17 protein-coding genes are annotated in these 19,882 nt (G+C 49.9%); 13 read left to right on the forward strand and 4 right to left on the reverse strand.

The features are described from left to right. Window positions 1-35: 35 nt before the first annotated feature. From HHX48_RS00140 to HHX48_RS00150, 3 genes are all read right to left on the reverse strand, one after another. Complete coding sequence (locus HHX48_RS00140; protein ID WP_191021626.1) at window positions 36-596, reverse strand: type 1 glutamine amidotransferase domain-containing protein; 561 nt, start codon at window positions 594-596, stop codon at window positions 36-38. A 93-nt stretch (window positions 597-689) separates the two neighbouring features. Beyond that, window positions 690-1,799, reverse strand: coding sequence for a retropepsin-like aspartic protease family protein (locus tag HHX48_RS00145; protein ID WP_191021627.1), 1,110 nt, complete (start codon window positions 1,797-1,799; stop codon window positions 690-692). Beyond that, window positions 1,796-2,239 (reverse strand): acyl-CoA thioesterase, encoded by a 444-nt coding sequence (locus HHX48_RS00150; protein ID WP_191021628.1) that lies wholly within the window; start codon window positions 2,237-2,239, stop codon window positions 1,796-1,798. Before HHX48_RS00150 ends, HHX48_RS00145 begins: the two co-directional genes overlap by 4 nt. Window positions 2,240-2,379: 140 nt before the next feature. Between HHX48_RS00150 and HHX48_RS00155 the strand changes: the two genes are divergently transcribed. The 6 genes from HHX48_RS00155 (at window position 2,380) to HHX48_RS00180 (ending at window position 6,643) form a co-directional block, all read left to right on the forward strand. Next, window positions 2,380-2,940: an elongation factor P hydroxylase gene (locus HHX48_RS00155; protein WP_223857946.1), complete on the forward strand. Its 561-nt coding sequence runs from the start codon at window positions 2,380-2,382 to the stop codon at window positions 2,938-2,940. After that, window positions 2,937-4,067, forward strand: a complete 1,131-nt coding sequence (locus tag HHX48_RS00160) for an ATP-NAD kinase family protein (protein WP_191021629.1) — start codon at window positions 2,937-2,939, stop codon at window positions 4,065-4,067. Before HHX48_RS00155 ends, HHX48_RS00160 begins: the two co-directional genes overlap by 4 nt. A gap of 9 nt (window positions 4,068-4,076) precedes the next feature. Then, complete coding sequence (locus tag HHX48_RS00165) at window positions 4,077-4,379, forward strand: YfcL family protein (protein WP_191021630.1); 303 nt, start codon at window positions 4,077-4,079, stop codon at window positions 4,377-4,379. Window positions 4,380-4,544: 165 nt separating this feature from the next. Beyond that, a complete protein-coding gene (locus tag HHX48_RS00170) occupies window positions 4,545-5,180 on the forward strand; it encodes a FlgO family outer membrane protein (protein WP_191021631.1) in 636 nt (211 codons plus the stop codon). Window positions 5,181-5,185: 5 nt separating this feature from the next. Next, the gene (locus tag HHX48_RS00175) at window positions 5,186-5,932 is read left to right on the forward strand and encodes a FlgO family outer membrane protein (RefSeq protein ID WP_191021632.1); all 747 of its coding nucleotides are present in this window, start codon (window positions 5,186-5,188) and stop codon (window positions 5,930-5,932) included. A gap of 6 nt (window positions 5,933-5,938) precedes the next feature. After that, a complete protein-coding gene (locus HHX48_RS00180) occupies window positions 5,939-6,643 on the forward strand; it encodes a FlgO family outer membrane protein (protein WP_191021633.1) in 705 nt (234 codons plus the stop codon). Here the strand turns inward: HHX48_RS00180 and mnmC are convergent. Next, window positions 6,640-8,820, reverse strand: a complete 2,181-nt coding sequence (gene mnmC, locus HHX48_RS00185; protein WP_317983461.1) for a bifunctional tRNA (5-methylaminomethyl-2-thiouridine)(34)-methyltransferase MnmD/FAD-dependent 5-carboxymethylaminomethyl-2-thiouridine(34) oxidoreductase MnmC — start codon at window positions 8,818-8,820, stop codon at window positions 6,640-6,642. The genes HHX48_RS00180 and mnmC overlap by 4 nt on opposite strands. A 41-nt stretch (window positions 8,821-8,861) precedes the next feature. Here mnmC and fabB point away from each other — a divergent pair, with 41 nt between their 5' ends. The 7 genes from fabB (at window position 8,862) to folC (ending at window position 19,868) form a co-directional block, all read left to right on the forward strand. Continuing rightward, window positions 8,862-10,073, forward strand: coding sequence for a beta-ketoacyl-ACP synthase I (fabB, locus tag HHX48_RS00190; RefSeq protein ID WP_191021634.1), 1,212 nt, complete (start codon window positions 8,862-8,864; stop codon window positions 10,071-10,073). A 100-nt stretch (window positions 10,074-10,173) separates the two neighbouring features. Beyond that, the gene (locus HHX48_RS00195; protein WP_191021635.1) at window positions 10,174-11,322 is read left to right on the forward strand and encodes a 4-phosphoerythronate dehydrogenase; all 1,149 of its coding nucleotides are present in this window, start codon (window positions 10,174-10,176) and stop codon (window positions 11,320-11,322) included. Between the two features lie 51 nt (window positions 11,323-11,373). Then, the gene (locus HHX48_RS00200) at window positions 11,374-12,390 is read left to right on the forward strand and encodes an aspartate-semialdehyde dehydrogenase (protein WP_191021636.1); all 1,017 of its coding nucleotides are present in this window, start codon (window positions 11,374-11,376) and stop codon (window positions 12,388-12,390) included. A gap of 328 nt (window positions 12,391-12,718) precedes the next feature. Then, complete coding sequence (locus tag HHX48_RS00205; RefSeq protein WP_191021637.1) at window positions 12,719-16,606, forward strand: FimV/HubP family polar landmark protein; 3,888 nt, start codon at window positions 12,719-12,721, stop codon at window positions 16,604-16,606. 191 nt (window positions 16,607-16,797) lie between these two features. Further along, the gene (gene truA / locus HHX48_RS00210; protein WP_191022554.1) at window positions 16,798-17,592 is read left to right on the forward strand and encodes a tRNA pseudouridine(38-40) synthase TruA; all 795 of its coding nucleotides are present in this window, start codon (window positions 16,798-16,800) and stop codon (window positions 17,590-17,592) included. A gap of 155 nt (window positions 17,593-17,747) precedes the next feature. Further along, a complete protein-coding gene (gene accD, locus HHX48_RS00215; RefSeq protein WP_191021638.1) occupies window positions 17,748-18,593 on the forward strand; it encodes an acetyl-CoA carboxylase, carboxyltransferase subunit beta in 846 nt (281 codons plus the stop codon). Between the two features lie 3 nt (window positions 18,594-18,596). Beyond that, window positions 18,597-19,868 (forward strand): bifunctional tetrahydrofolate synthase/dihydrofolate synthase, encoded by a 1,272-nt coding sequence (folC, locus tag HHX48_RS00220; RefSeq protein WP_191021639.1) that lies wholly within the window; start codon window positions 18,597-18,599, stop codon window positions 19,866-19,868. Window positions 19,869-19,882 lie beyond the last annotated feature (14 nt).

Here is a 19,882-nt window from a genome sequence, read left to right on the forward strand (position 1 = left end):
AGCGCCCGGCCTGAATTGCTTTAGCTGTGGTCTGATTACGGCGTCTGGCGGTCGTGCTTTCCTTCGCGCAACTCTTCTATTACTTTTTTGCAAAATGCTTCCATATCGTCAGGCGTGCGGCTGGTTGTCAGGCCCTGATCGACAACAACTTCCTCATCCACCCAGTTACCGCCGGCATTCAGAATGTCGGTTTTAATAGAAGGGAATGAGGTGACAGTGCGTCCCTCTAGAACGTCTGCCTCTACCAGCATCCATGGCCCATGGCAAATTGCTGATACGGGCTTATGCTGAACGAAGAAGTCACGCACAAACTGCACGGCTTTGTCGTTGGTGCGCAGTGTGTCCGGGTTGAGAACGCCACCTGGAAGAATCAGACCGTTGTATTCTTCAGCTGATACCTCATCAACGGTTTTATCCACCGTAAACATGTCACCCTTTTCATCGTGGTTCATGCCCTGAATTTCACCGGATTCCAGTGAAACGATGTCGACATCTGCACCAGCGGCTTTGACTTTTTCCATCGGCTCTGTCAGCTCGACTTGCTCAAACCCGTTGGTAGCCAGAATAGCTACTTTCTTGCCTGTTAAAGCACCCATAAAAACATTCTCCTTTTATTGTGAATGTGGCGATAGTTACGGGCTGGAAGGGGAAACTGGTTTTGATCTGAACATTAAAAATTCTTGCAACGTTTAATGATCTTTTTGCAAATGCAGGGTGTTCGTCCGCTGGTCGATAAAAAATGTAAACTGACCGAGAATATTCATACCTAACAGGCCATCAGCGCGAGGTTTAGCGGCTTTCGGAAGCACAAACATTTTCAAGTTTTCAAGACGGAAGATACTGATAGATATCGCCTTTACCTCAATCAGTGCAGCCTGACTGTTCCCTGAAGCGGTTGAAATGGTGAAATTGCCCAAAAACCGATAGGCAATTTCGTGCTTGATCCGATTAAAAGCATCGGCAGATAACGCACTTTGCGAGGCGCCGGTATCTAACAATAAGGATAATGGCATCTCCTCAACCCGGATGGGCACTATAAAATGACTACCCTGAGAGAGCAGTGCAACACGCGGCGCTGACGCATCAAACGGTGACGCATCGGGGCCGGAACGTTCCGGCTCTGGTTGCGGCTGGCGGTTATATTTTGACGCAAATTCGCCATGCGCCGGATCATCTGGCGGTAAGGCGGCCAGCGTAGCCGCCATTAACCCGGGTTTCTCCTGCTCAGCGTACGCAGTGGCTAATGCCAGCGTATACTGCCGGTTCCCGGGCGCATATTGAAAAAGCGGCTCGGCAAAAATGGCCAGTGCTGTCCAGCTCTGTGTCTGGGACAAATTGTCAATGGCATCATCAACCAGACGCTGTAAACGCTGACTGACCGTTTCATGAATCGTGTCGGATAATCCCATATCAAGCATGTCGTAATAGTGCAGCGCCACATCGCTAAGCGGGGCGGTTCGCATAAGAAGTTCAGCTTCCAGTAGCAGCAGATCTGCATCGCGAGGATGATTTTTCAATGCATTTTGCAACTGGAACCTGGCCCGGTCATAGTCACCCTGCTTCAAAAGCTGCGAAATAGAGACCTTCATGGATGCAGTTTGTGACAATGCTTGCTCAGGGCGCACGGTCGTCTTCGTGTTGTCACCGGCGTCAGCCTGCATGTCTGACGTCGTTGGTAGTGGTATTACTGATTTTTCAGCCGGTGACTTTTTAATTTCAAAAAGTATATACAGCAGAACAATATTGCCGCTTATAGAGAAGATGAGCAGGCCGCCTGTTAGCCAGCGCCAGATTTTCATTGGCCGGTAACGGCGCCGCAATAAACGTCTTTGAATTCTCTTGGCATTCGTCGCGGGGCGCCAGAGCTCAGTCGTGCGCACACAAACTCTGTTTTTGCTTTAAACACTGTTTTGCGTCGTCGTAAACAAATAAACTGAAACTTGCGGGTCAGATGAAGCCGACCGTCACAGGCGGTTATCCAGGTACTACATGCCAGTTCGTCACCCTGATGGCAGGGCAGTATGTAATCGAGTTCATGACGGTGGATAACCATTGCACTATCCAGTGCCTGATAATCTTCGAAACGCAGGCCCAGTGCGTTTGTATGCGCCCACGCCAGCGATTCCAGCTGTGTCAGATAAGCCACATTATTGACATGGTTGTAGTGGTCGATGTGAGCATCCTGTATCGCCCAATTGTCAGTAAAGGGGGCGTCAAATTGCCAGTCTAAATTTGTCATGCTTTTTGTTAACGATCGATTGTGCATTTATGCTAACGAATTTCCCTACGCGCGTCTGCGGTTTTTGCGCGCCAACATAGTCTGATTTCGAATGATTTGATAAACTCCTGCCAGTTTTTCGCCACAACAAAAGGTTTGCCTTGAATAATTGCGCCCGGGTCCGGGAAGAGGATAACGCGCTTGCTCAGTTAATCGTGTTATTCGACGCTACCTTCTTCGACGAATTTAATACACGTCTTATTCGCGGTGACGATGAGCCGGTGTACCTGCCTGCGGGAACGCAAACTTCTTATCATCAGATTATTTTTGCCCACGGCTTTTTTTCCAGTGCATTACATGAAATCGCCCACTGGTGTGTAGCTGGCCAAAAGCGTCGTCTGCTGGAAGATTATGGGTATTGGTATTGTCCTGACGGGCGCAATGAAGCCGAGCAAAAAAAGTTTGAGCAGGTGGAGGTCAAACCACAGGCGATAGAGTGGGCGTTCACCATCGCTGCCGGCAGACAGTTTTCGGTGAGTACTGACAATCTTGATGGCGCGGAGCCTGACAGAGAAGGGTTTACCCGTGCAGTCAAAGAACAGTTGAACACGTACATTGATGAGGGCTTTCCGCCGCGGGCACAGCGCTTCATTGCTGCGTTAAGCGCAGCGTTTAAGACCGCGCCGTTATCTCGTTCCAGCCTTACAGGAGAGGCCGCATGAACAGCAATACCCGGTTTCGGTTAGGTGTGGTAGTCAACCCCTTTGCTGGCATCGGTGGCGCCGTTGCACTTAAGGGCAGTGATGGTGCCGCCATTCGTGAAAAAGCACTCGCTCAGGGAGCCGAACAAAAAGCGGCAGAAAAAATGTGCCGCGCACTGATGCAACTTCAGGGAACTGATAATCTTCTTGTCTTTACTGCCGCTGGTGAAATGGGAATGGACAGCTGCCAGCAAGCCGGGCTGTCGGCAGAGGTTGTTTATTCGCCGCAAACCGCACAGACCGAAGCCGAGCACACGCAGCAGGCGGCGCGTGCAATGATGGAAAAGGGCATCGATTTATTACTTTTTGCCGGCGGTGATGGGACTGCACGTAATCTTTATGATGAGTTAGGCACCGACCAGGTCGTGCTTGGCGTGCCAGCGGGCGTGAAAATCCATTCCGGCGTCTATGCGGTAACGCCTTCAGCAGCGGGTAAGGTGGCCCTTAAAATGGCAATGGGCGAACTGGTCAGTGAGTTTGATGCGGAAGTGCGCGATATTGACGAGGACGCATTCAGACACGGAAATGTTACCGCTAAATACTATGGCGAGATGCGTGTTCCCAGAGAGCTTGAGTATATTCAGGCAGTAAAGATGGGCGGCAAAGAGCATGAAGAACTGGTGCTGGATGATATTGCCGCATACGTGAGCGAAATGATTGAGCAGGATGATGAGACCTGTTATGTCATGGGCTCTGGCTCAACCGTCGCGGCCATCATGGATGCGCTCAACCTTGACAATACCCTTTTGGGCGTTGATGTAATTTGTGCGGGACGGGTTATTGGCAGTGATGTCAGCGCCAAAACGTTGCTGGAAATCACCGACGGGCAGCCGGTTAAGCTTATCGTCACCCTCATAGGCGGTCAGGGACATATTCTGGGGCGCGGAAACCAGCAGCTCAGCCCGGCGTTCATAAAACGTCTGGGAAAACAGAACATGCTGATTGTGTCGACGAAGCAAAAGCTTCAGGCGCTTGAAGGCAGACCCTTACGATTCGATTCAGGCGACGATGCACTGGATGAGGCGTTAAGCGGCAGTGTTCAGGTTATTACAGGTTATCAGGATAAAGTTTTATATCCGGCAGTATAGGAGAAAGGTATGCAGCCCAGTCCATTGGCAGAACCAGCGTTTATTGACGCAGTCATGCACATCGAAAATCAACTGGATAATGTGGTTGATCACGGCAGTGATGACGAACTGTTTATCGCCAGCTATCTGCAGGGCCATTTTGCAGTCATCTCCCGCCCGCTGGAGATGGAGCAAAATGCTACTGTTGCGTTGCTGGATGAAACGGTCAAAGAAAGTCTGCAACAGGCTTTCAACAATAATGAACTTGAGCCGGACGACCAGAAAAAAGTCACTGCACTGTGGCAGCAACTTATTGCCAGTGCGCAGCAGTAACGGCACGTTCCGTCCTTTGCTGGCATAGTTTTGCCGCCTCGGTCGGTTGATGTGCCTGCTCATCCTCCCCGGGGCCGCGCGAATTACAGAGATGCTGTGTGTGGTATGAATTTTGCCACTATGACTCTGTTTATTGATAAATTGCAGGATTTTTGACGCAGGCCCATGAAATTAATAATTATACGCAGCTTTTCTTTCGCGCTTGCTCTGGCAGGGATAACGGCTTGTGTAACAGGCCCGGATACGCAGAATGATGCGCCTCAAGCCACCGCCGAGACACCGTCACCGCAGCCGGTTGGCCAGTCGTTGGGCAATATTGAATACCAAACCTACCTGCTGGCCAATGAGTTATTTGCCAACCTTAAGCCTGCACAGCATTTGCGCTACGCCGTGGCCGGTTTTGTTCCGGTCACGTCGTTGCAGTATGAAAGCCAGCATCAGTCGCCATTGATGTTATTAGGCCATCAGTTAGAGCAGGGTTTGATGACCGAGGCCACCAAGCGCGGATTTACGACTCAAGAGTTCAAGCTTTCGAACGATATAGTAATAGGGCAGCACAGCGATCGTGTGTTATCACGCAATATCGCCAATCTGTCTGCGCCTGAGAGAATTGATTTTTATATTACCGGAACACTGGTTCATCAGCAGGGCGGCGCGGTAGTCAATGCCCGCGTGATTGAAGCCAGAACTAAAGATGTGGTGGGGGCTGCCACTCGCTTTTTCCCATCAGGGTTGTTCTGGGACGAAGAGCAGGTTACTACCCGACAAGGGCGTTTGTACCGCATGCAGGATAAGGGGTAAAGAGGATGAAGTTGCAATATTACGCGATTGGCGCACTGTCACTGGGGCTCGCTGCCTGTTCGACAACACAGGAGCCTGAGCAGACGGCGGGACAGTCCTCTGATGCTTCTGAGTCAATGCAGATTATAGATGTACAGGATGCCGATCGCCGCAGCGCGCCTTTACCTGCCGATTACAACGGCGAGGAGACTGACAGCTTTGGTGCTGTGGGTCACCCGCGTATTTATTCTAGTGTGCAAGGTGCATACAAGGGGCGGCCACTGACCCGCCATGTCGGAGATTATGTCAAAAACCTGACACAGGACCTCATCTCAAATATGGAATATGTCTCGGCAAAAACGCCCGTGGCAGTGACTAACTTCGCGTTGCTTGATTCTGACCTGCAACAGACAAACCTGCTGGGACAGCAGATGGCAGAATCATTTGTTCACGAGTTGCACAAATTCAGGATCCCTGTTCTTGACTATAAAGCCACAGATTATATCCGGGTGACAAAGCAGGGCGATTTTTTATTATCCCGCGATTATCTGGATCTCAATTCCAGCCTGCCTATTGAGTATGTATTGACCGGTACAATGGCAAAACATCAGGGCGGTGTGATGGTCAATGCAAGAATTCTGGGGATCGAGTCGCGTGCCGTCGTAGCCAGCGCTCAGATGTTGATTCCGTTTTATGTGGTGGATGCGCTCATTCCCAGCGATGGCGCAGAAAAGCCCGGGACAAAGGATGGCGTTAAGCTGACACAAGGGTAAGCGATAATGGATAAACTTCTTCGCCTGAGCGCTGTGTTGCTGGTTGCGTTGCTGACAGGTTGCAGCACCATCGATGAGCAATATCATGCGTTGCGCGCCGCTAAATGGGATACCTCAACCGGTGAGCCTGTTGTCATTCCCCACGAGGATACCGGCCTGGTGTACCGTCCTGACTCGCGGGATTTGAAAGCCCGCCCTGAATCACAAGAACAAAGCCGTTATCAGGACCCCTTATATGTAGGGTTTTCTTCTGATCTTACACACAAGTCGTTAAATGACTATGCCGGGCAACTGGCCATGGAATTAATGGACACTGCCACGACTATCCGGCCGCGTGAAAAAGTGGGCGTGGCGAGTTTTGTCAGACTGAATCATACCCTTCACGACACCACGGTTCTGGGAAACCAGATGGCCGAATATATGCTGGGCCAACTACAAAGTTATGGACTGGCAGTTATCGACTTTAAACTTTCCGATGCCCTCTATGTTACCGAGCGCGGCGATTTGGTAATGCACCGTGGTTTTCAGAAAATCGCAGCGCAGTCTAAAATGGACCATGTACTAACCGGTACCATGATAGAAACTAAACGCGGCGTTCGCATCAATGCGCGCATTGTCAGCGTGTCCGGCCAGTCATTAGTCGCCAGTGCCAGCGTGGATGTGCCGGCATTTATGGTAACCAGCCTCAATCCGGTTGAGGCGGGCAATTAATTGTCGTTCTGATTCCGAATAGCATTTCGGATAATAAACCGCTGCGGGCTGATGGCCTGTAATAATGCTTCTGGCAGCGGAAGGGGGTGGTGGCAGAGCTGGCTTGCCAGCACGTCTGCCATAAGCGGCGCTGTCGTCAGCCCCCGGGAGCCTAAACCGGTCAACACATGAATGCGATGTGCCGGAGGACGCGGCATTGTACTGAGGCGTTTTCCTTTTGCCAGCTCACGCCAGGCCGGTTGTTGCTCAAGAGTAGCCGGAAGGCTGCCACAAACAACCTGATGATCCGGCAAGCCAAGGCGAATTGCCGCCCGCGCAACACCGTCTGTCTGAATATCCTCCACCCAGCTTTGACTGTTGAGCGCTTTTTTGTGCGTCTCAATATTCTGCTGTGTCTCATTTGCTCTGACCTCGGTGTTCATGTCGCCTTTGACATAGGTGGAGCCCAGCGCCTGACGCCCATCCGTTTGCGGTGTCAGGTATCCTTTATGGCACAAAACAGTTTGCAATTTACCCGGGGTAGTTCCGTCTGCAGGCATGGCTTCGACCTGTCCACGCACCGGGCGCAGTGGCAGTACGTCACTTAAGAGTGAACTGACGCTATCGGCACCGGTAGCCAGCACCACATGGTCGAAGCTAAGTGGCGCCTCCAGATGTTCAATATGCAGGGTAACGGCATCCGCTGACTCAATTTGAGAGACTGCATGGTCTGTCAGAACGGTCAAAAGGGTGCTGTCCTTTGCCTGTTTAATCATGGCCTCAACTAAGTCCGGGGGGCTGAGCCATCCGCCCTCAGCCGTAAAAATGCCTCCGCAAGTTAATGGTATACCGGCTATCTCGCTGGCTTGGCGCGCATCAATTTTCTGAATAAGGGCGGCCGGCCAGTATTGATTGTCTGTCAGTTTCTGGTGTCTGGCAGCAACTTCGTCAGTAAAGTCCATTTGCAGCACACCACACCATTGGTGAGGGTATGCGTAATGAGCAGCGAGTTGCTGGTAGGCGCGCCTGGCATATAAAAAACTGTGGGCCTGAATCTGGCTGGCGGGACTTGGCGTGGCATGAAGTTGCGGATAAAATCCGCCTTGCGGGTTACCCGATGCGCCGTCAGCCAGTATGCCAGCCCTGGTTATCAGCGTGACTCTGATACCACGGCTGACCAGCGCCAGTGCACTGGCAGCGCCTGCCAGCCCGCCACCTACAACGGCAACATGACTGTCTGTTGTTAACGGCGCGGCTTCAAAACGCGCGTAGGGCCAGTCACGTGGAAATCGTGATGCATCCTGCTGCTTGCAGCCAGCATAGTGCCCGGCAAGCATCTCACGCTTACGGCCAAACCCTTTTACCTTTTGAATATCGAACCCGGCGTCCTGCAGACCCCGCTTCACGATGCCCGCGGCGGTAAATGTGGCAAAGGTCGTTTCTTTTTTCGACAAGCGGGCCATTTGTTCAAACAGCGCATCGGTCCACATATCCGGATTTTTGCTGGGCGCGAAACCATCCAGGAACCAGGCATCAACAAGTCCGTGGAGGGGAGCGTGCCACTGTGGCAACGACGCATGGATGTCACCCATCCAGATATCCAGTGTTGTATCAAAACTGTTTAGCTGCAGCCGGTGGCAACCGGATAGCGCACAAGGGTACTGGGCCAGTAACGCGTCGGCGGGTTTTGCCACCGCTTTGAAGTGAGCCAGTGCCGCCTGAAGATCTTCCTTTTGCAGCGGAAATTTTTCTGTGCTGATGATATAAAGGCGTTTGAGCGGATGGTTTGGATTATTTTTGCGAAATTCAGCAAAGGCTTGCATGGCAACCAGGCAGTTAAGGCCGGTTCCAAAACCGGTTTCTGCAATCACGAAGTGAGAATGCTGATGCGTTAGCCAGCGAGCCGGCAAGCGGTTCGCAGCCATAAATACATGCATGGTCTCATCGATGCCACTGTCATTGGAAAAGTAAACATCGTCGAAGTCGTCGGCAACAGGTGTGCCCTGTTCATTAAAGTGTACTTTTGCGTGATCAGTTTTCACCGGGATTTCCTGCATTCGTGTTTGTTTCGACTGCATGATCATAGCGTGCATGATACAGTGAATATAGTGCTTAACGCACTTACTGACGATTTGATAGTCAATAAGCGATAATGCATCGCTCATCCGGGCTGAAAAGAGCAGACCACTTAGTGTCACAAAATCGTTACCATATGCCCCATCAAAAGAAAGGGTAAATTATGAAAAGAGCAGTTATTACCGGTCTTGGTATTGTTTCAAGTATTGGTACCAACAAAGATGACGTGCTGGCTTCTCTGAAAGCGGGCAAGTCTGGGATTTCGTTTTCTGAACAATTCGCCGACATGGGCCTGAGAAGTCAGGTGTGGGGCGCAATTGATATTGATTTAAAAGAACATATCGACCGTAAAGCCATGCGTTTTATGGGCGATGCAGCCGCGTACGCGTACATCGCGATGCAGCAGGCAATTGCCGATTCTGGTCTGGAAGAAAAAGACATTTCTAATGAGCGCACGGGCATCATTGCCGGCTCCGGCGGTGCGTCATCAGAAAACCAGGTGTTATCGGCCGATATTTTGCGTGAGAAAGGCGTGAAGCGGGTTGGGCCTTATATGGTGCCTCGTTGTATGGCATCAACGGTTTCTGCCTGCCTGGCAACGCCGTTTAAAATAAAGGGTGTAAATTACTCAATTGCATCAGCCTGTGCTACCAGTGCCCATTGTATCGGCAATGCGCTGGAGCTAATCCAGCTAGGCAAGCAGGATGTGGTTTTTGCTGGTGGTGGTGAGGAGCTACACTGGTCACTGTCCAGTCAGTTTGATGCAATGGGCGCACTTTCCACAAAATATAATGACAATCCAGCGGTGGCTTCACGCACCTATGATGCAGGCCGTGACGGATTCGTAAGCTCTGGCGGCGGCGGTATGGTCGTTGTGGAAGAGCTTGAGCATGCGCTGGCGCGTGGTGCTACCATCTATGGTGAGGTGGTTGGCTATGGCGCAACCTCTGACGGTTTTGATATGGTTGCTCCTTCCGGCGAAGGCGCTATTCGCTGCATGAAAATGGCGATGCAGAATGTCAGTGGTAAGATTGATTATCTGAATACCCATGGCACTTCAACTCCCGTTGGTGATGTCAAAGAACTGGCTGCCATTAAAGAAGTCTTCGCAAATCAGCAGGTACCGATCAGTGCAACCAAGTCATTGACCGGTCATGCGCTGGGGGCGGCTGGTGTCAACGAAGCGATTTACAGCTTGCTGATGATGCAAAATGACTTTATTGCCCCATCCATCAATATCGATGAGCTGGATGAACAGGCAGAAGGACTGGATATAGTTACTAAGGCCCGCGAGGCGAAGCTGGATACGATTATGTCCAACAGTTTTGGGTTTGGTGGTACCAACGCCACGCTGGTAATGCAGCGTTACAAGTAGATATTAGAAACCCTAAAAGACGTAAAAACAGCGCTTCGTGCGCTGTTTTTTTGTATGTGTTTCTCCTATTATTTGCTGGCATGAAAACAGGCAAATCTTTATGAAAATTCTTTACGAAGATACCATTCCGCGTGGTTTTGATTATTTCTCATCGCTGGGTGAGGCCGTCTCCTACAACGCTGCTACTCTGCGCGCTGATGATGTCGAAAAGTGCGACTATCTGGCAGTGCGCTCCACCACATCAGTAAACGAAACAATACTGAGTAAAGCACATACCCTGCGCTGTGTGGCGACAGCTACAGCCGGCTCTAACCATATTGATAAGACATATCTGGAAGAGCGGGGCATAGCGTGGCGTGATGCTGGTGGGTGCAATGCTATTGCAGTGGCAGAGTACGTGTTAAGCGTGTTACTGGTTGCTCATCGTGATAACAAGCTGGACTTAAGTCGTATCCGGGTGGGTATCGTAGGTGCTGGACATGTGGGCACAAGTTTGTCCAGGTTACTGGAGGCGCTTGATATTGCTTATGTACTGAATGATCCCCCGCGACGGGAAGCCGGTGATCCGCGTCATTTTGTCGATTTTAATGATATTCTGACGTGTGATGTTATTTCTTTGCACGTCCCGTTTGTTAAAGAAGGCGCTCATAAGACGCTCAACCTGATTGATGAGGATGCACTCCAATCTTTGGGCGCCGATACATTATTGATTAATGCCTGCCGTGGTGAGGTGGTCAATGAAAAGGCGCTGATGCAGCGGCTCACTGCCGGTTCAGCGCCCACGGTTGTGCTTGACGTATTTGACAACGAACCTGACATTGATACGGCGTTACTTGAGCACCTCTGGCTGGCCACCGGGCATATCGCCGGGCACTCTGTTGAAGGAAAACTACGCGGTACGCAGCTGGTCTATGAACATTTTTGTGAGCTGGCCCAAAAGCCTGTAAAATTGGCCATGGACGATTTTCTGGCGGCCCCGCAGCCCATTTCGTTTATGCCCCGGGACCCGTCAATGGAAGCATTGAACTGGGACGAAGTCATATCACTGTTATTGTCAATCTATGATGTGACAATCGATGACCAGGATTTTCGTCATGCGATGCAGGCAGGGAATAAGTTCGCTGCATATCGCAAAGCGTATCGGGTCAGGCGGGAGTTTAATGCCTTTACCATTGCGCTGAGTGGTGTCGTATCAGAAGGCATTTTGCGTCAGCTTACCGGTTTAGGCTTTATTATAGAAACGTTATAATGCCATGCTCTTTTATCCCAATAATTCCATTTTGCAGGAGTAACCACATTTATGTCACAAGCCTTTGATGTTGCAGTATTGGGCGCCACGGGTCTGGTCGGTCAGATGATGATCGAAATGCTCGAAGCGCGCAAATTCCCGGTCAACAGACTTTATCCGCTGGCCAGCGAACGTTCTGTCGGTGCTACAGTGAACTTCAAAGGGGAAGACATTGAAGTGATAAACGCAGATGGTTTTGATTTCAGCCAGGTGCAGTTTGGCTTTTTCTCTGCAGGTGGGGCTGTGTCTGCCCAATATGCGCCCATCGCCGCTGATGCCGGGTGTATTGTCATAGATAATACTTCTCAGTTTCGTTATGAGCCTGATATTCCCCTGGTAGTGCCGGAGGTTAACCCGCATGCGCTGGCGGATTTCAGAACACGCAATATCATTGCCAACCCGAATTGCTCAACCATTCAGATGCTGGTGGCGCTTAAACCTATCCACGATGAAGCGGGCATAGAGCGAATTAATGTTGCTACTTACCAGTCTGTCTCTGGTGCCGGTAACAGCGCAATGGAGGAATTGGCGCGCCAAACTGCGGGGTTGCTAAATGCGAAGGAGATCACGCCAGAGGCCTTTAGCCGCCAGATTGCATTTAACGCCATTCCCCAAATCGATGACTTTATGGATAACGACTACACCAAAGAAGAAATGAAAATGGTGTGGGAAACGCAGAAGATCATGGGAGACTCGTCCATCATGGTTAATGCCACAGCAGTGCGCGTACCGGTTTTCTACGGCCATGGGGAAGCGATACATCTGGAAACCAGAATGCCGCTGGAGGCAGACTATGTGAAGCAGCTTTTGGAAAGCGCACCGGGTGTGAAAGTATATGATTCACCTGCAAGCTTCCCCACTCAGGTATCCAGCGCCAGCGGCAATGATTTGGTCCATGTGGGCAGAATCCGAAATGATATCAGCCACCCCAATGGTCTGAATATGTGGGTAGTGTCGGATAATGTGCGCAAAGGCGCCGCGACGAACAGTGTTCAGATTGCTGAAGTATTGGTGCGCGATTACCTGTAAAGTACCTGTAAACTTTATAAAATATCTGCCGATAAGGTTGAAAGCTACGCCGTTATTCTGATGAAAGTGACGGACAGCTAGATTGACGTTTCTCAGTGGTTTATAGTTTGTAGAAAGAGAAACACGATATATATTACTGATCGTTGTTGAGCTGCTATTGCTCAGGTGGGAGACCAGCGGAGTCTGGTTTCCGGATAATAAAAACAGAACTGTATCACCCGCTTTTGGGGCTGGTATCACAATGCCATGAGCTCGCGGCAGGGCAATCGTTCGCCCGAGCAATGCTTTTGTGTTGTGAGCGTGACATTTGAAGGCTTATAGGAACGCTATGAAATTGCATTTTATGGGTTTGGTTGTATTGCTGTTACTTAGCACATTCCCAGCAGCAAATGTGGATGCTCAGCAAAGACAAACTCAATTGCGTGGACCAAAGGACGCGACAGATCAATTTTCGGGCGCGACATACGGCCCTATTGATGAGCAGGATACGTTGTGGCGCATAGCCAGCCGGTATCGTCAGAACGAACAGCTGTCTGTTTATCAGGTAATGCAGGCTATTTATGAGCTTAATCCCAACGCCTTTGAACAAAACAACTTTAATCTGCTGGTCGATGGCGCGACGTTACGCCTACCCTCAGAGCGCTACATCGCGCGAATAGATACGTCCCGGGCAAAGCAGCGTGCAGACAAAGACGACAAAACGTTTGCACAACTTCTGAAAAATCCTCAGTCTGGCAACAACATCAAACCCGCGGTGCCGTTGGTTAATAAAGACGAACTGTCAGATACCCGCTCTCAAATTGAAGAAAAGATCAGTGCTCTTGATGCCCAGCAGGTGGAAAAGTTTGAGGCGCTAAGAGATCAGTTTGCGCTGTCTCTGGATAGCGTGCAGTCCCTACTTAACGAAAACAAAAAGCTTTATGAGCGGGTAGAGCAGGTTAATACTGACCTGATGAATCTGCGCCAGCAGGTAGAGGGCGATGTTCAGTCGCAGATGGATGAACAGCTGGCGCTCCAAAAGGAGCTGCTGGATATAGTCAGGCAAGAGCGGGCTCAGCGGGAGGCCGAGCAGAGCAGTAGCCTGATGTCTGCACTGACACAACCGGCCAGCCTGATTATCGGCTCAGGCATTATTACATTATTACTGGCTGGCGCGTTAGCGGCCTGGTTACTGAAGCGTCGCTCTGATGAACCTGACACCGTCGCAACAACCGAGAACGGAAATGTGCAGACGGCACCAGAGCCTGACGCCGAAATCGATGATTTATCGACCAGCCTGACCAGCGAATTGGCTCAGGATGATGCAGAGCTCTCTGATGATGAACTGTTCAATGATGAAGAACTGCTGGATGACGTTTTATCGTCTGAGCTGGAGGATGCGCTTGATGATGAGCTGGAGAATTTCTCTGATTTAGATGACGACATGCTTGTGCCTGATAGCGAGGATGACGAATTTGAATCAGGAGAATCAGAATTAGATCAGGATGAGCTGGACAATCTCTTTGACGAAGAAGATTTGTCTGCAGAATTGCTAGAGGAAAACTTCGACGGCATTGACCTGGCTGATGATGACAGTGATGTGACTGATACCGTCGAGGAGCCGGAAACTGACGAGTTTGCTGAGCCCGAACCCCGGGACAGTTTTGCTGAACCGGTGACAGAAGACGACTTCACCACTACGGTGGAAGATTCTGCCAGCGACCCTGCGCCTGTGACCGATGAGCAGGAAGTGATGGGTGAAGCGCCGATGGCACCGCTGCCTGGTGCTGTCGATGACGCAGATGATAAGCCGGAAATAAGTATTGACGACCTGCTTGAAGAAGAGCAGGAAAGCGTTGAAGACAAGCTGGATGTAAATAACGGCAACGTTGATGAATCGATGCTCAATAAGCTCGACAAAGAGATTAATGAACAGAATGAAGCTCTGGATCGCCTTGCCGACGACATTCTTAATGAAATTGAACAGCTTGAACAAATGGGCGGCTTGCCGGATGTAGAAGATGATGAGGAGGATGATGAGTTCTCTGAGTCAGGCAGCACGCCGTCGCCGCAGGGTATACAAAGCCTCGATGACCTCGCTGAAGGCCTGGATGATATTAGTCTGGATGAAATTGAAACCGACGAGATCAGTTCAGAAGTTTTCGATGATGACATTATCGAAAAACTGCAAAACGAGGAAGAGGACAGCGCAACGAGCTTTGATGATCCGTTAAGTGATGAGCTTCTGGCAGAATTGTCCGCTGAGCAGGGTGAAGAAGAACAACAGCTTAATGATTTATCAGATGAGCTTCTTGCTGAACTTGAAAGCGGTATGGAGACTGAAGCAGAAACTCCTCCAGCGCCGACTAATGATGAAGCGCCTGGCTCTGAGAGCGAAGACCTTCCTGAAGATGCGTTAACGGAAGAGTTGCTTGCTGAGCTTGAATCTGAAATTGAAGACGAAGACGGCAATGCAGCCGGCGAAGATGTATCGGATCATCAGGTATTCAATGAGAGAAACGATGAAGCATCGTCAGGTGCTGATGATGACATGTCATCAGAAGACGGCGATGAATTACCGTCAGAGGTTCAGGTTGATGATACGGTAGAAGATGACGCTGTAGCTGATTCAACTGATGCTGACACCGACGCGCCAGACAGTGCAACATCAGAAGATGATGTTGAGTTACCGTCAGAGGCTCAGGTTGATGATACGGTAGAAGACGATGTTGTAGCTGAATCAACCGAGACAGAAACTGAAGAACTGACCAGTCCGCTATTACCAGAAGACGATGATGAATTACCGTCGGAAGCTCAGGTTGATGATACGGTAGAAGACGACGCTGCAGCTGATTTAACAGATGCTGACAGCGATGCGCCAGACAGTGCAACACCATCAGAGGATGATGATGAATTACCGTCAGAGGTTCAGGTTGATGATACGGCAGAAGACGACGCTGTAGCGGAATCAACTGACGCTGACAGCGATGCGCCAGACAGTGCAACATCATCAGAAGACGATGATGAATTACCGTTAGACGTTCAGGCTGATGATACGGCAGAAGACGACGCTGCAGCGGAATCAACTGACACTGACACCGATGCGCCAGACAGTGCTGCACCATCGGACGATGCTGATGAATTACCGTCAGAGGCTCAGGTTGATGATACGGCAGAAGATGACGTTGTGGTTGAATCAACTGATGCTGACACCGATGCGCCAGACAGTGCAACACCATCAGAAGACGATGTTGAATTACCGTCAGACGTTCAGGTTGATGATACGGCAGAAGACGACGCTGTAGCGGAATCAACAGACGCTGACAGCGATGCGCCAGACAGTGCTGCACCATCAGACGATGCTGATAAATTACCGTCAGACGTTCAGGCAGATGATGCGGTAGAAGACCACGCTGAAACCAACGAGCCGGACGCGTTACATTCACTTGATGCCGAAAGCGAAGATGCGGATCCGCTGGACGATGCACTTGCTGAGTTTGATAAAACCTTTATCGACGATATCCCGAGCTTTTCTGACAGTGCTACTGCTGTTGATGCCACCAACGACGTTACTAATGAAAAAAGCAATTTTGATGACAGTGTTCTTGAAGTTGATTATGAAGATGATGTCGAAGAGTTTGCTCTGGAGCAGGAAATTGATGGCGTCATTCGAGAGTCCGGGCCAAAGGAAATCAATGAGCTTGAGGATGTACCAGGGCTTGATGAGTGGCTAACCGGATCTGACAAAAATGATAAAACAATTTTTGATGACCTGGACGCTTCAGAATTTGACGCCTTACTTGACGAAATGGACGAGCCGCCAGCGGCTCAGCCATCAGAGTCAACCGATGACTTAAAGCTTGATAATCCGGATTTAGATCTGGCAGCACTGCTTAATGAGCCTGGTACAGATTCGTCGTCAACGGAGCGTAGTCGTGAAGACGAGTTTCTTGATGTCGATACCTTACTTGACGAATCCATGCAGGATGATACGCAGTTCGAGGAAATGCCGCTGGAACTTGACGTGAGCCTGTCTGACTACAGCGGCGTTAGCGAAGATGTTGATATTATCGACATCGATAAAGATGCCGGTCAAAGCGCTAACCTCGACCTGGCCAGAGTGTATATGGAAATGGACGATCTGGCAGCAGCGAAAGAGTTATTAAGTGAAGTGGTAGAAAAGGGCAGCGATGAGCAGCAGGAAGAAGCGCAGGCGCTGCTGGAAACACTACATTGATTTTAATACCGATATAGTGTGGATAGACAATATTCATTTCATTGAGCAATAAATCTAAAAAGCTTCGCTTGCGAAGCTTTTTTTTCGTCTATCTTTAGTCCGACGCTATTTATCAAGCGCAACCGAATTGCATCCCGGTGCGCCTGTGATTACACTTACGCGTTTTAAACACAACAGGGTATGAGGGTGTGATGAACCGGTACGCATTGGGTATCGAATACGATGGTGCAGCGCACTATGGTTGGCAGCGACAACTTAATGTGCCAAGTGTCCAGGCTTATCTGGAAACAGCCTTAAGCAAAGTGGCTGATGAAACGATTCAGGTGCAGTGCGCCGGGCGTACCGATGCGGGCGTGCACGCGACAGGACAGGTAGTGCACTTTACCAGCAGCGTAACCCGCCCGGAACGAGCGTGGACCATGGGTGTAAACGCAAACTTGCCTGACTCTATAGCGGTAAATTGGTCAACTGAAGTTGACGAAGATTTTCATGCGCGTTTCTCGGCAACGCATCGTCGTTATCGATATATCATTTACAATGCCGTCAACCGACCGGCGATTCTGGGTAAAGGGGTTACACATGTTTATAAGCCGCTTGATGAAAGCCGCATGCTGGAAGCTGCGCAGGCATTAGTCGGCGAACACGACTTTAGTGCGTTTCGCGCAGCCCACTGTCAGTCAAACACCCCCTTTAGAAATGTGACGCATGTTGACGTAAATCGTAAGGGACGTTACATCATCATTGATATCAGAGCCAACGCCTTTGTTCATCATATGGTGAGAAATATCGCCGGTTCGCTGATTGAAATTGGTGCGAATGAGCAACCAATTGACTGGATGGCAACGCTACTGGAAGGCAAAGACCGTACATTAGCCGCTGCTACCGCGAAACCACACGGGCTTTACCTTGTCGATGTCACATATCCGTCGCGTTTCGCACTGCCCAATCGTCCGCTTGGGCCATTATTTTTACCCGATGATAGGTAACAAACGCATAAAAGGTATAACTTCTTAGACCAGTTTTATTTTTCCGATTTTTCTGTATTGTGATGTAATAGCGGGCTAAACCTAACAATAGGCAGCATACTTAATAGAATGAAGAACAATTGCTGCGTTAACTAAGCGTAAAAGGATTCTCCACGATGAGCTGGATTCAAAAAATACTTCCCAGAACACAAACGTCGACAAAGGGGAATGTACCCGAAGGTATCTGGACAAAATGTACTTCTTGTCAGGCTGTTCTTTATAAAAACGAGCTTGAGAAGCTGTTGGAGGTTTGTCCCAAGTGTGACAATCACATGCGCATCAGCGCTCGTCGTCGCCTTGACAGCTTTCTGGATAAAAATGACCGCAAAGAACTGGGTGCTAACTTTGAGCCTCAGGATATTCTTAAGTTTAAAGATTCCAAGCGCTATAAAGATCGCATCTCTGCAGCACAAAAGAGCACCAGCGAGAAAGATGCGCTAATCGCGATGCAGGGTAAACTTAAAGGAATGCCTGTTGCTGCGGTGAGCTTTGAGTTCGCTTTTATGGGTGGCTCGATGGCTTCCGTGGTGGGTGCCCGGTTTGTAGCAGCTGTTAATGCGTGCATTGAACACAATATGCCTCTGGTCTGTTTTTCTGCCAGTGGCGGAGCACGTATGCAGGAAGCGCTGATGTCATTAATGCAAATGGCGAAAACATCGGCTGCGCTGGCAAAAATGCGCGAAAAAGGCTTGCCGTATATTTCGGTGCTGACAGACCCGACAATGGGCGGTGTATCAGCCAGTCTTGCCATGCTGGGGGATATTAATGTTGCCGAGCCACGAGCGTTAATTGGCTTTGCCGGACCTCGGGTTATCGAGCAAACAGTTCGTGAAACTCTGCCAGAAGGTTTCCAGCGTAGCGAATTTCTGCTGGATAAGGGCGCTATCGATATGATTGTTGATCGCCGTGAAATGCGCGACAAAATTCACGGGTTACTGCTTAAACTACATCGTCCTGATTAAGCTATGAAGTCATCAACATCGGCTAAGCCACAAAACAAAACGTTAACCGAATGGTTATCTTATCTTGAATCCATTCACCCCAGTGTGATCGAATTGGGTTTAAACCGCATTAAGCTGGTGGCCGATCGGTTGAACCTGGATTTCAGTGATAAAACCGTCATTACCGTTGCAGGTACCAACGGAAAAGGTACGACGTGTCGCTTTCTGGAGCAGGCATGTTTAAGCAAAGGTAAGACGACTGGCGTCTACAGCTCGCCGCATCTGCTTGAATACCAGGAACGGGTGCGTATTAATAATGTCAGTGCCCAAAGTCAGGCGCTTTGTGCAGCGTTCGCCACAATAGAAGAAGCCAGAGAAGATATTTCATTAACTTACTTTGAGTTTGGCACCCTTGCTGCGTTATTGCTGATGAAGCAGGCTGATGTCGATATCCTTATTCTTGAGGTAGGACTTGGTGGCCGGTTAGATGCCACCAACATTATTGATGCTGATCTTGCTGTCATTACCACCATTGATCTTGACCATCAGGACTGGCTAGGGGACACCCGGGATGCTATAGCCAGAGAAAAAGCCGGGATCATGAGAAGCAATGGGAAGGCCGTTATTGGTGAACCTGAACCGCCGCAAAGCCTGAGGGATGTGGTTGAAAGTCTAAGTGTATCTGCCCGCTGGGCCGGCCAGGATTTTTACACTCAGCAGCATGATGAGACGTGGAGCTGGATCTCTGACGATTGCAGGATAGATGATTTACCTACACCACGCATTCCAATCCAGAATGTGGCTACCGCGTTGGCGGCACTACAGATACTTGATTTACTGCCTGCGCCGTCGGCGGTGAGGGAGTTAGCTGCGGCGGTGAGTCTGCCAGGTCGTCTTGAAACCATAGCACTGTTACCGCGGGTGGTTGTTGATGTTGGACACAATCCACAGGCAATGGCCGCGCTGCGGCGCTGGATCGCGTCTCAGCCGTATCATAAACTTCATTTTGTGGCCGGTATGCTTAAAGACAAGTCAATTAAAGCGACGCTGGCTGAACTGAACGGATTATCGGCACGATGGTTTTTAGGGACAACTAAGGGCCCTCGTGGCGCGGCGTCGCGCCTGTTGCAGGAAAATCTTGATAAATCGGAACAAAATCAGTCAAACTGTTACAATAGCGTTGGTGAGGCATACGCTCAGGCAATTAATGAAGCGGACGAGAGAGACCTGATTATTGTTTTTGGTTCTTTTCTTACTGTTGCTGATGTAATGCATTCGACGCTGCCCCCATCATAATTGCAATAGGTAGT

Source organism: Salinimonas profundi (assembly GCF_014750655.1).
Lineage (GTDB): Bacteria > Pseudomonadota > Gammaproteobacteria > Enterobacterales > Alteromonadaceae > Alteromonas > Alteromonas profundi_A.

What these genes read in the sequence shown, in the direction of transcription:
- HHX48_RS00140 (WP_191021626.1), bottom strand. Translation starts at nt 596, where the DNA reads ATGGGTGCTTTAACAGGCAAGAAAGTAGCTATTCTGGCTACCAACGGG.
- HHX48_RS00145 (WP_191021627.1), bottom strand. Translation starts at nt 1,799, where the DNA reads ATGAAAATCTGGCGCTGGCTAACAGGCGGCCTGCTCATCTTCTCTATA.
- HHX48_RS00150 (WP_191021628.1), bottom strand. Translation starts at nt 2,239, where the DNA reads ATGACAAATTTAGACTGGCAATTTGACGCCCCCTTTACTGACAATTGG.
- HHX48_RS00160 (WP_191021629.1), top strand. Translation starts at nt 2,937, where the DNA reads ATGAACAGCAATACCCGGTTTCGGTTAGGTGTGGTAGTCAACCCCTTT.
- HHX48_RS00165 (WP_191021630.1), top strand. Translation starts at nt 4,077, where the DNA reads ATGCAGCCCAGTCCATTGGCAGAACCAGCGTTTATTGACGCAGTCATG.
- HHX48_RS00170 (WP_191021631.1), top strand. Translation starts at nt 4,545, where the DNA reads ATGAAATTAATAATTATACGCAGCTTTTCTTTCGCGCTTGCTCTGGCA.
- HHX48_RS00175 (WP_191021632.1), top strand. Translation starts at nt 5,186, where the DNA reads ATGAAGTTGCAATATTACGCGATTGGCGCACTGTCACTGGGGCTCGCT.
- HHX48_RS00180 (WP_191021633.1), top strand. Translation starts at nt 5,939, where the DNA reads ATGGATAAACTTCTTCGCCTGAGCGCTGTGTTGCTGGTTGCGTTGCTG.
- fabB (WP_191021634.1), top strand. Translation starts at nt 8,862, where the DNA reads ATGAAAAGAGCAGTTATTACCGGTCTTGGTATTGTTTCAAGTATTGGT.
- HHX48_RS00195 (WP_191021635.1), top strand. Translation starts at nt 10,174, where the DNA reads ATGAAAATTCTTTACGAAGATACCATTCCGCGTGGTTTTGATTATTTC.
- HHX48_RS00200 (WP_191021636.1), top strand. Translation starts at nt 11,374, where the DNA reads ATGTCACAAGCCTTTGATGTTGCAGTATTGGGCGCCACGGGTCTGGTC.
- HHX48_RS00205 (WP_191021637.1), top strand. Translation starts at nt 12,719, where the DNA reads ATGAAATTGCATTTTATGGGTTTGGTTGTATTGCTGTTACTTAGCACA.
- truA (WP_191022554.1), top strand. Translation starts at nt 16,798, where the DNA reads ATGAACCGGTACGCATTGGGTATCGAATACGATGGTGCAGCGCACTAT.
- accD (WP_191021638.1), top strand. Translation starts at nt 17,748, where the DNA reads ATGAGCTGGATTCAAAAAATACTTCCCAGAACACAAACGTCGACAAAG.
- folC (WP_191021639.1), top strand. Translation starts at nt 18,597, where the DNA reads ATGAAGTCATCAACATCGGCTAAGCCACAAAACAAAACGTTAACCGAA.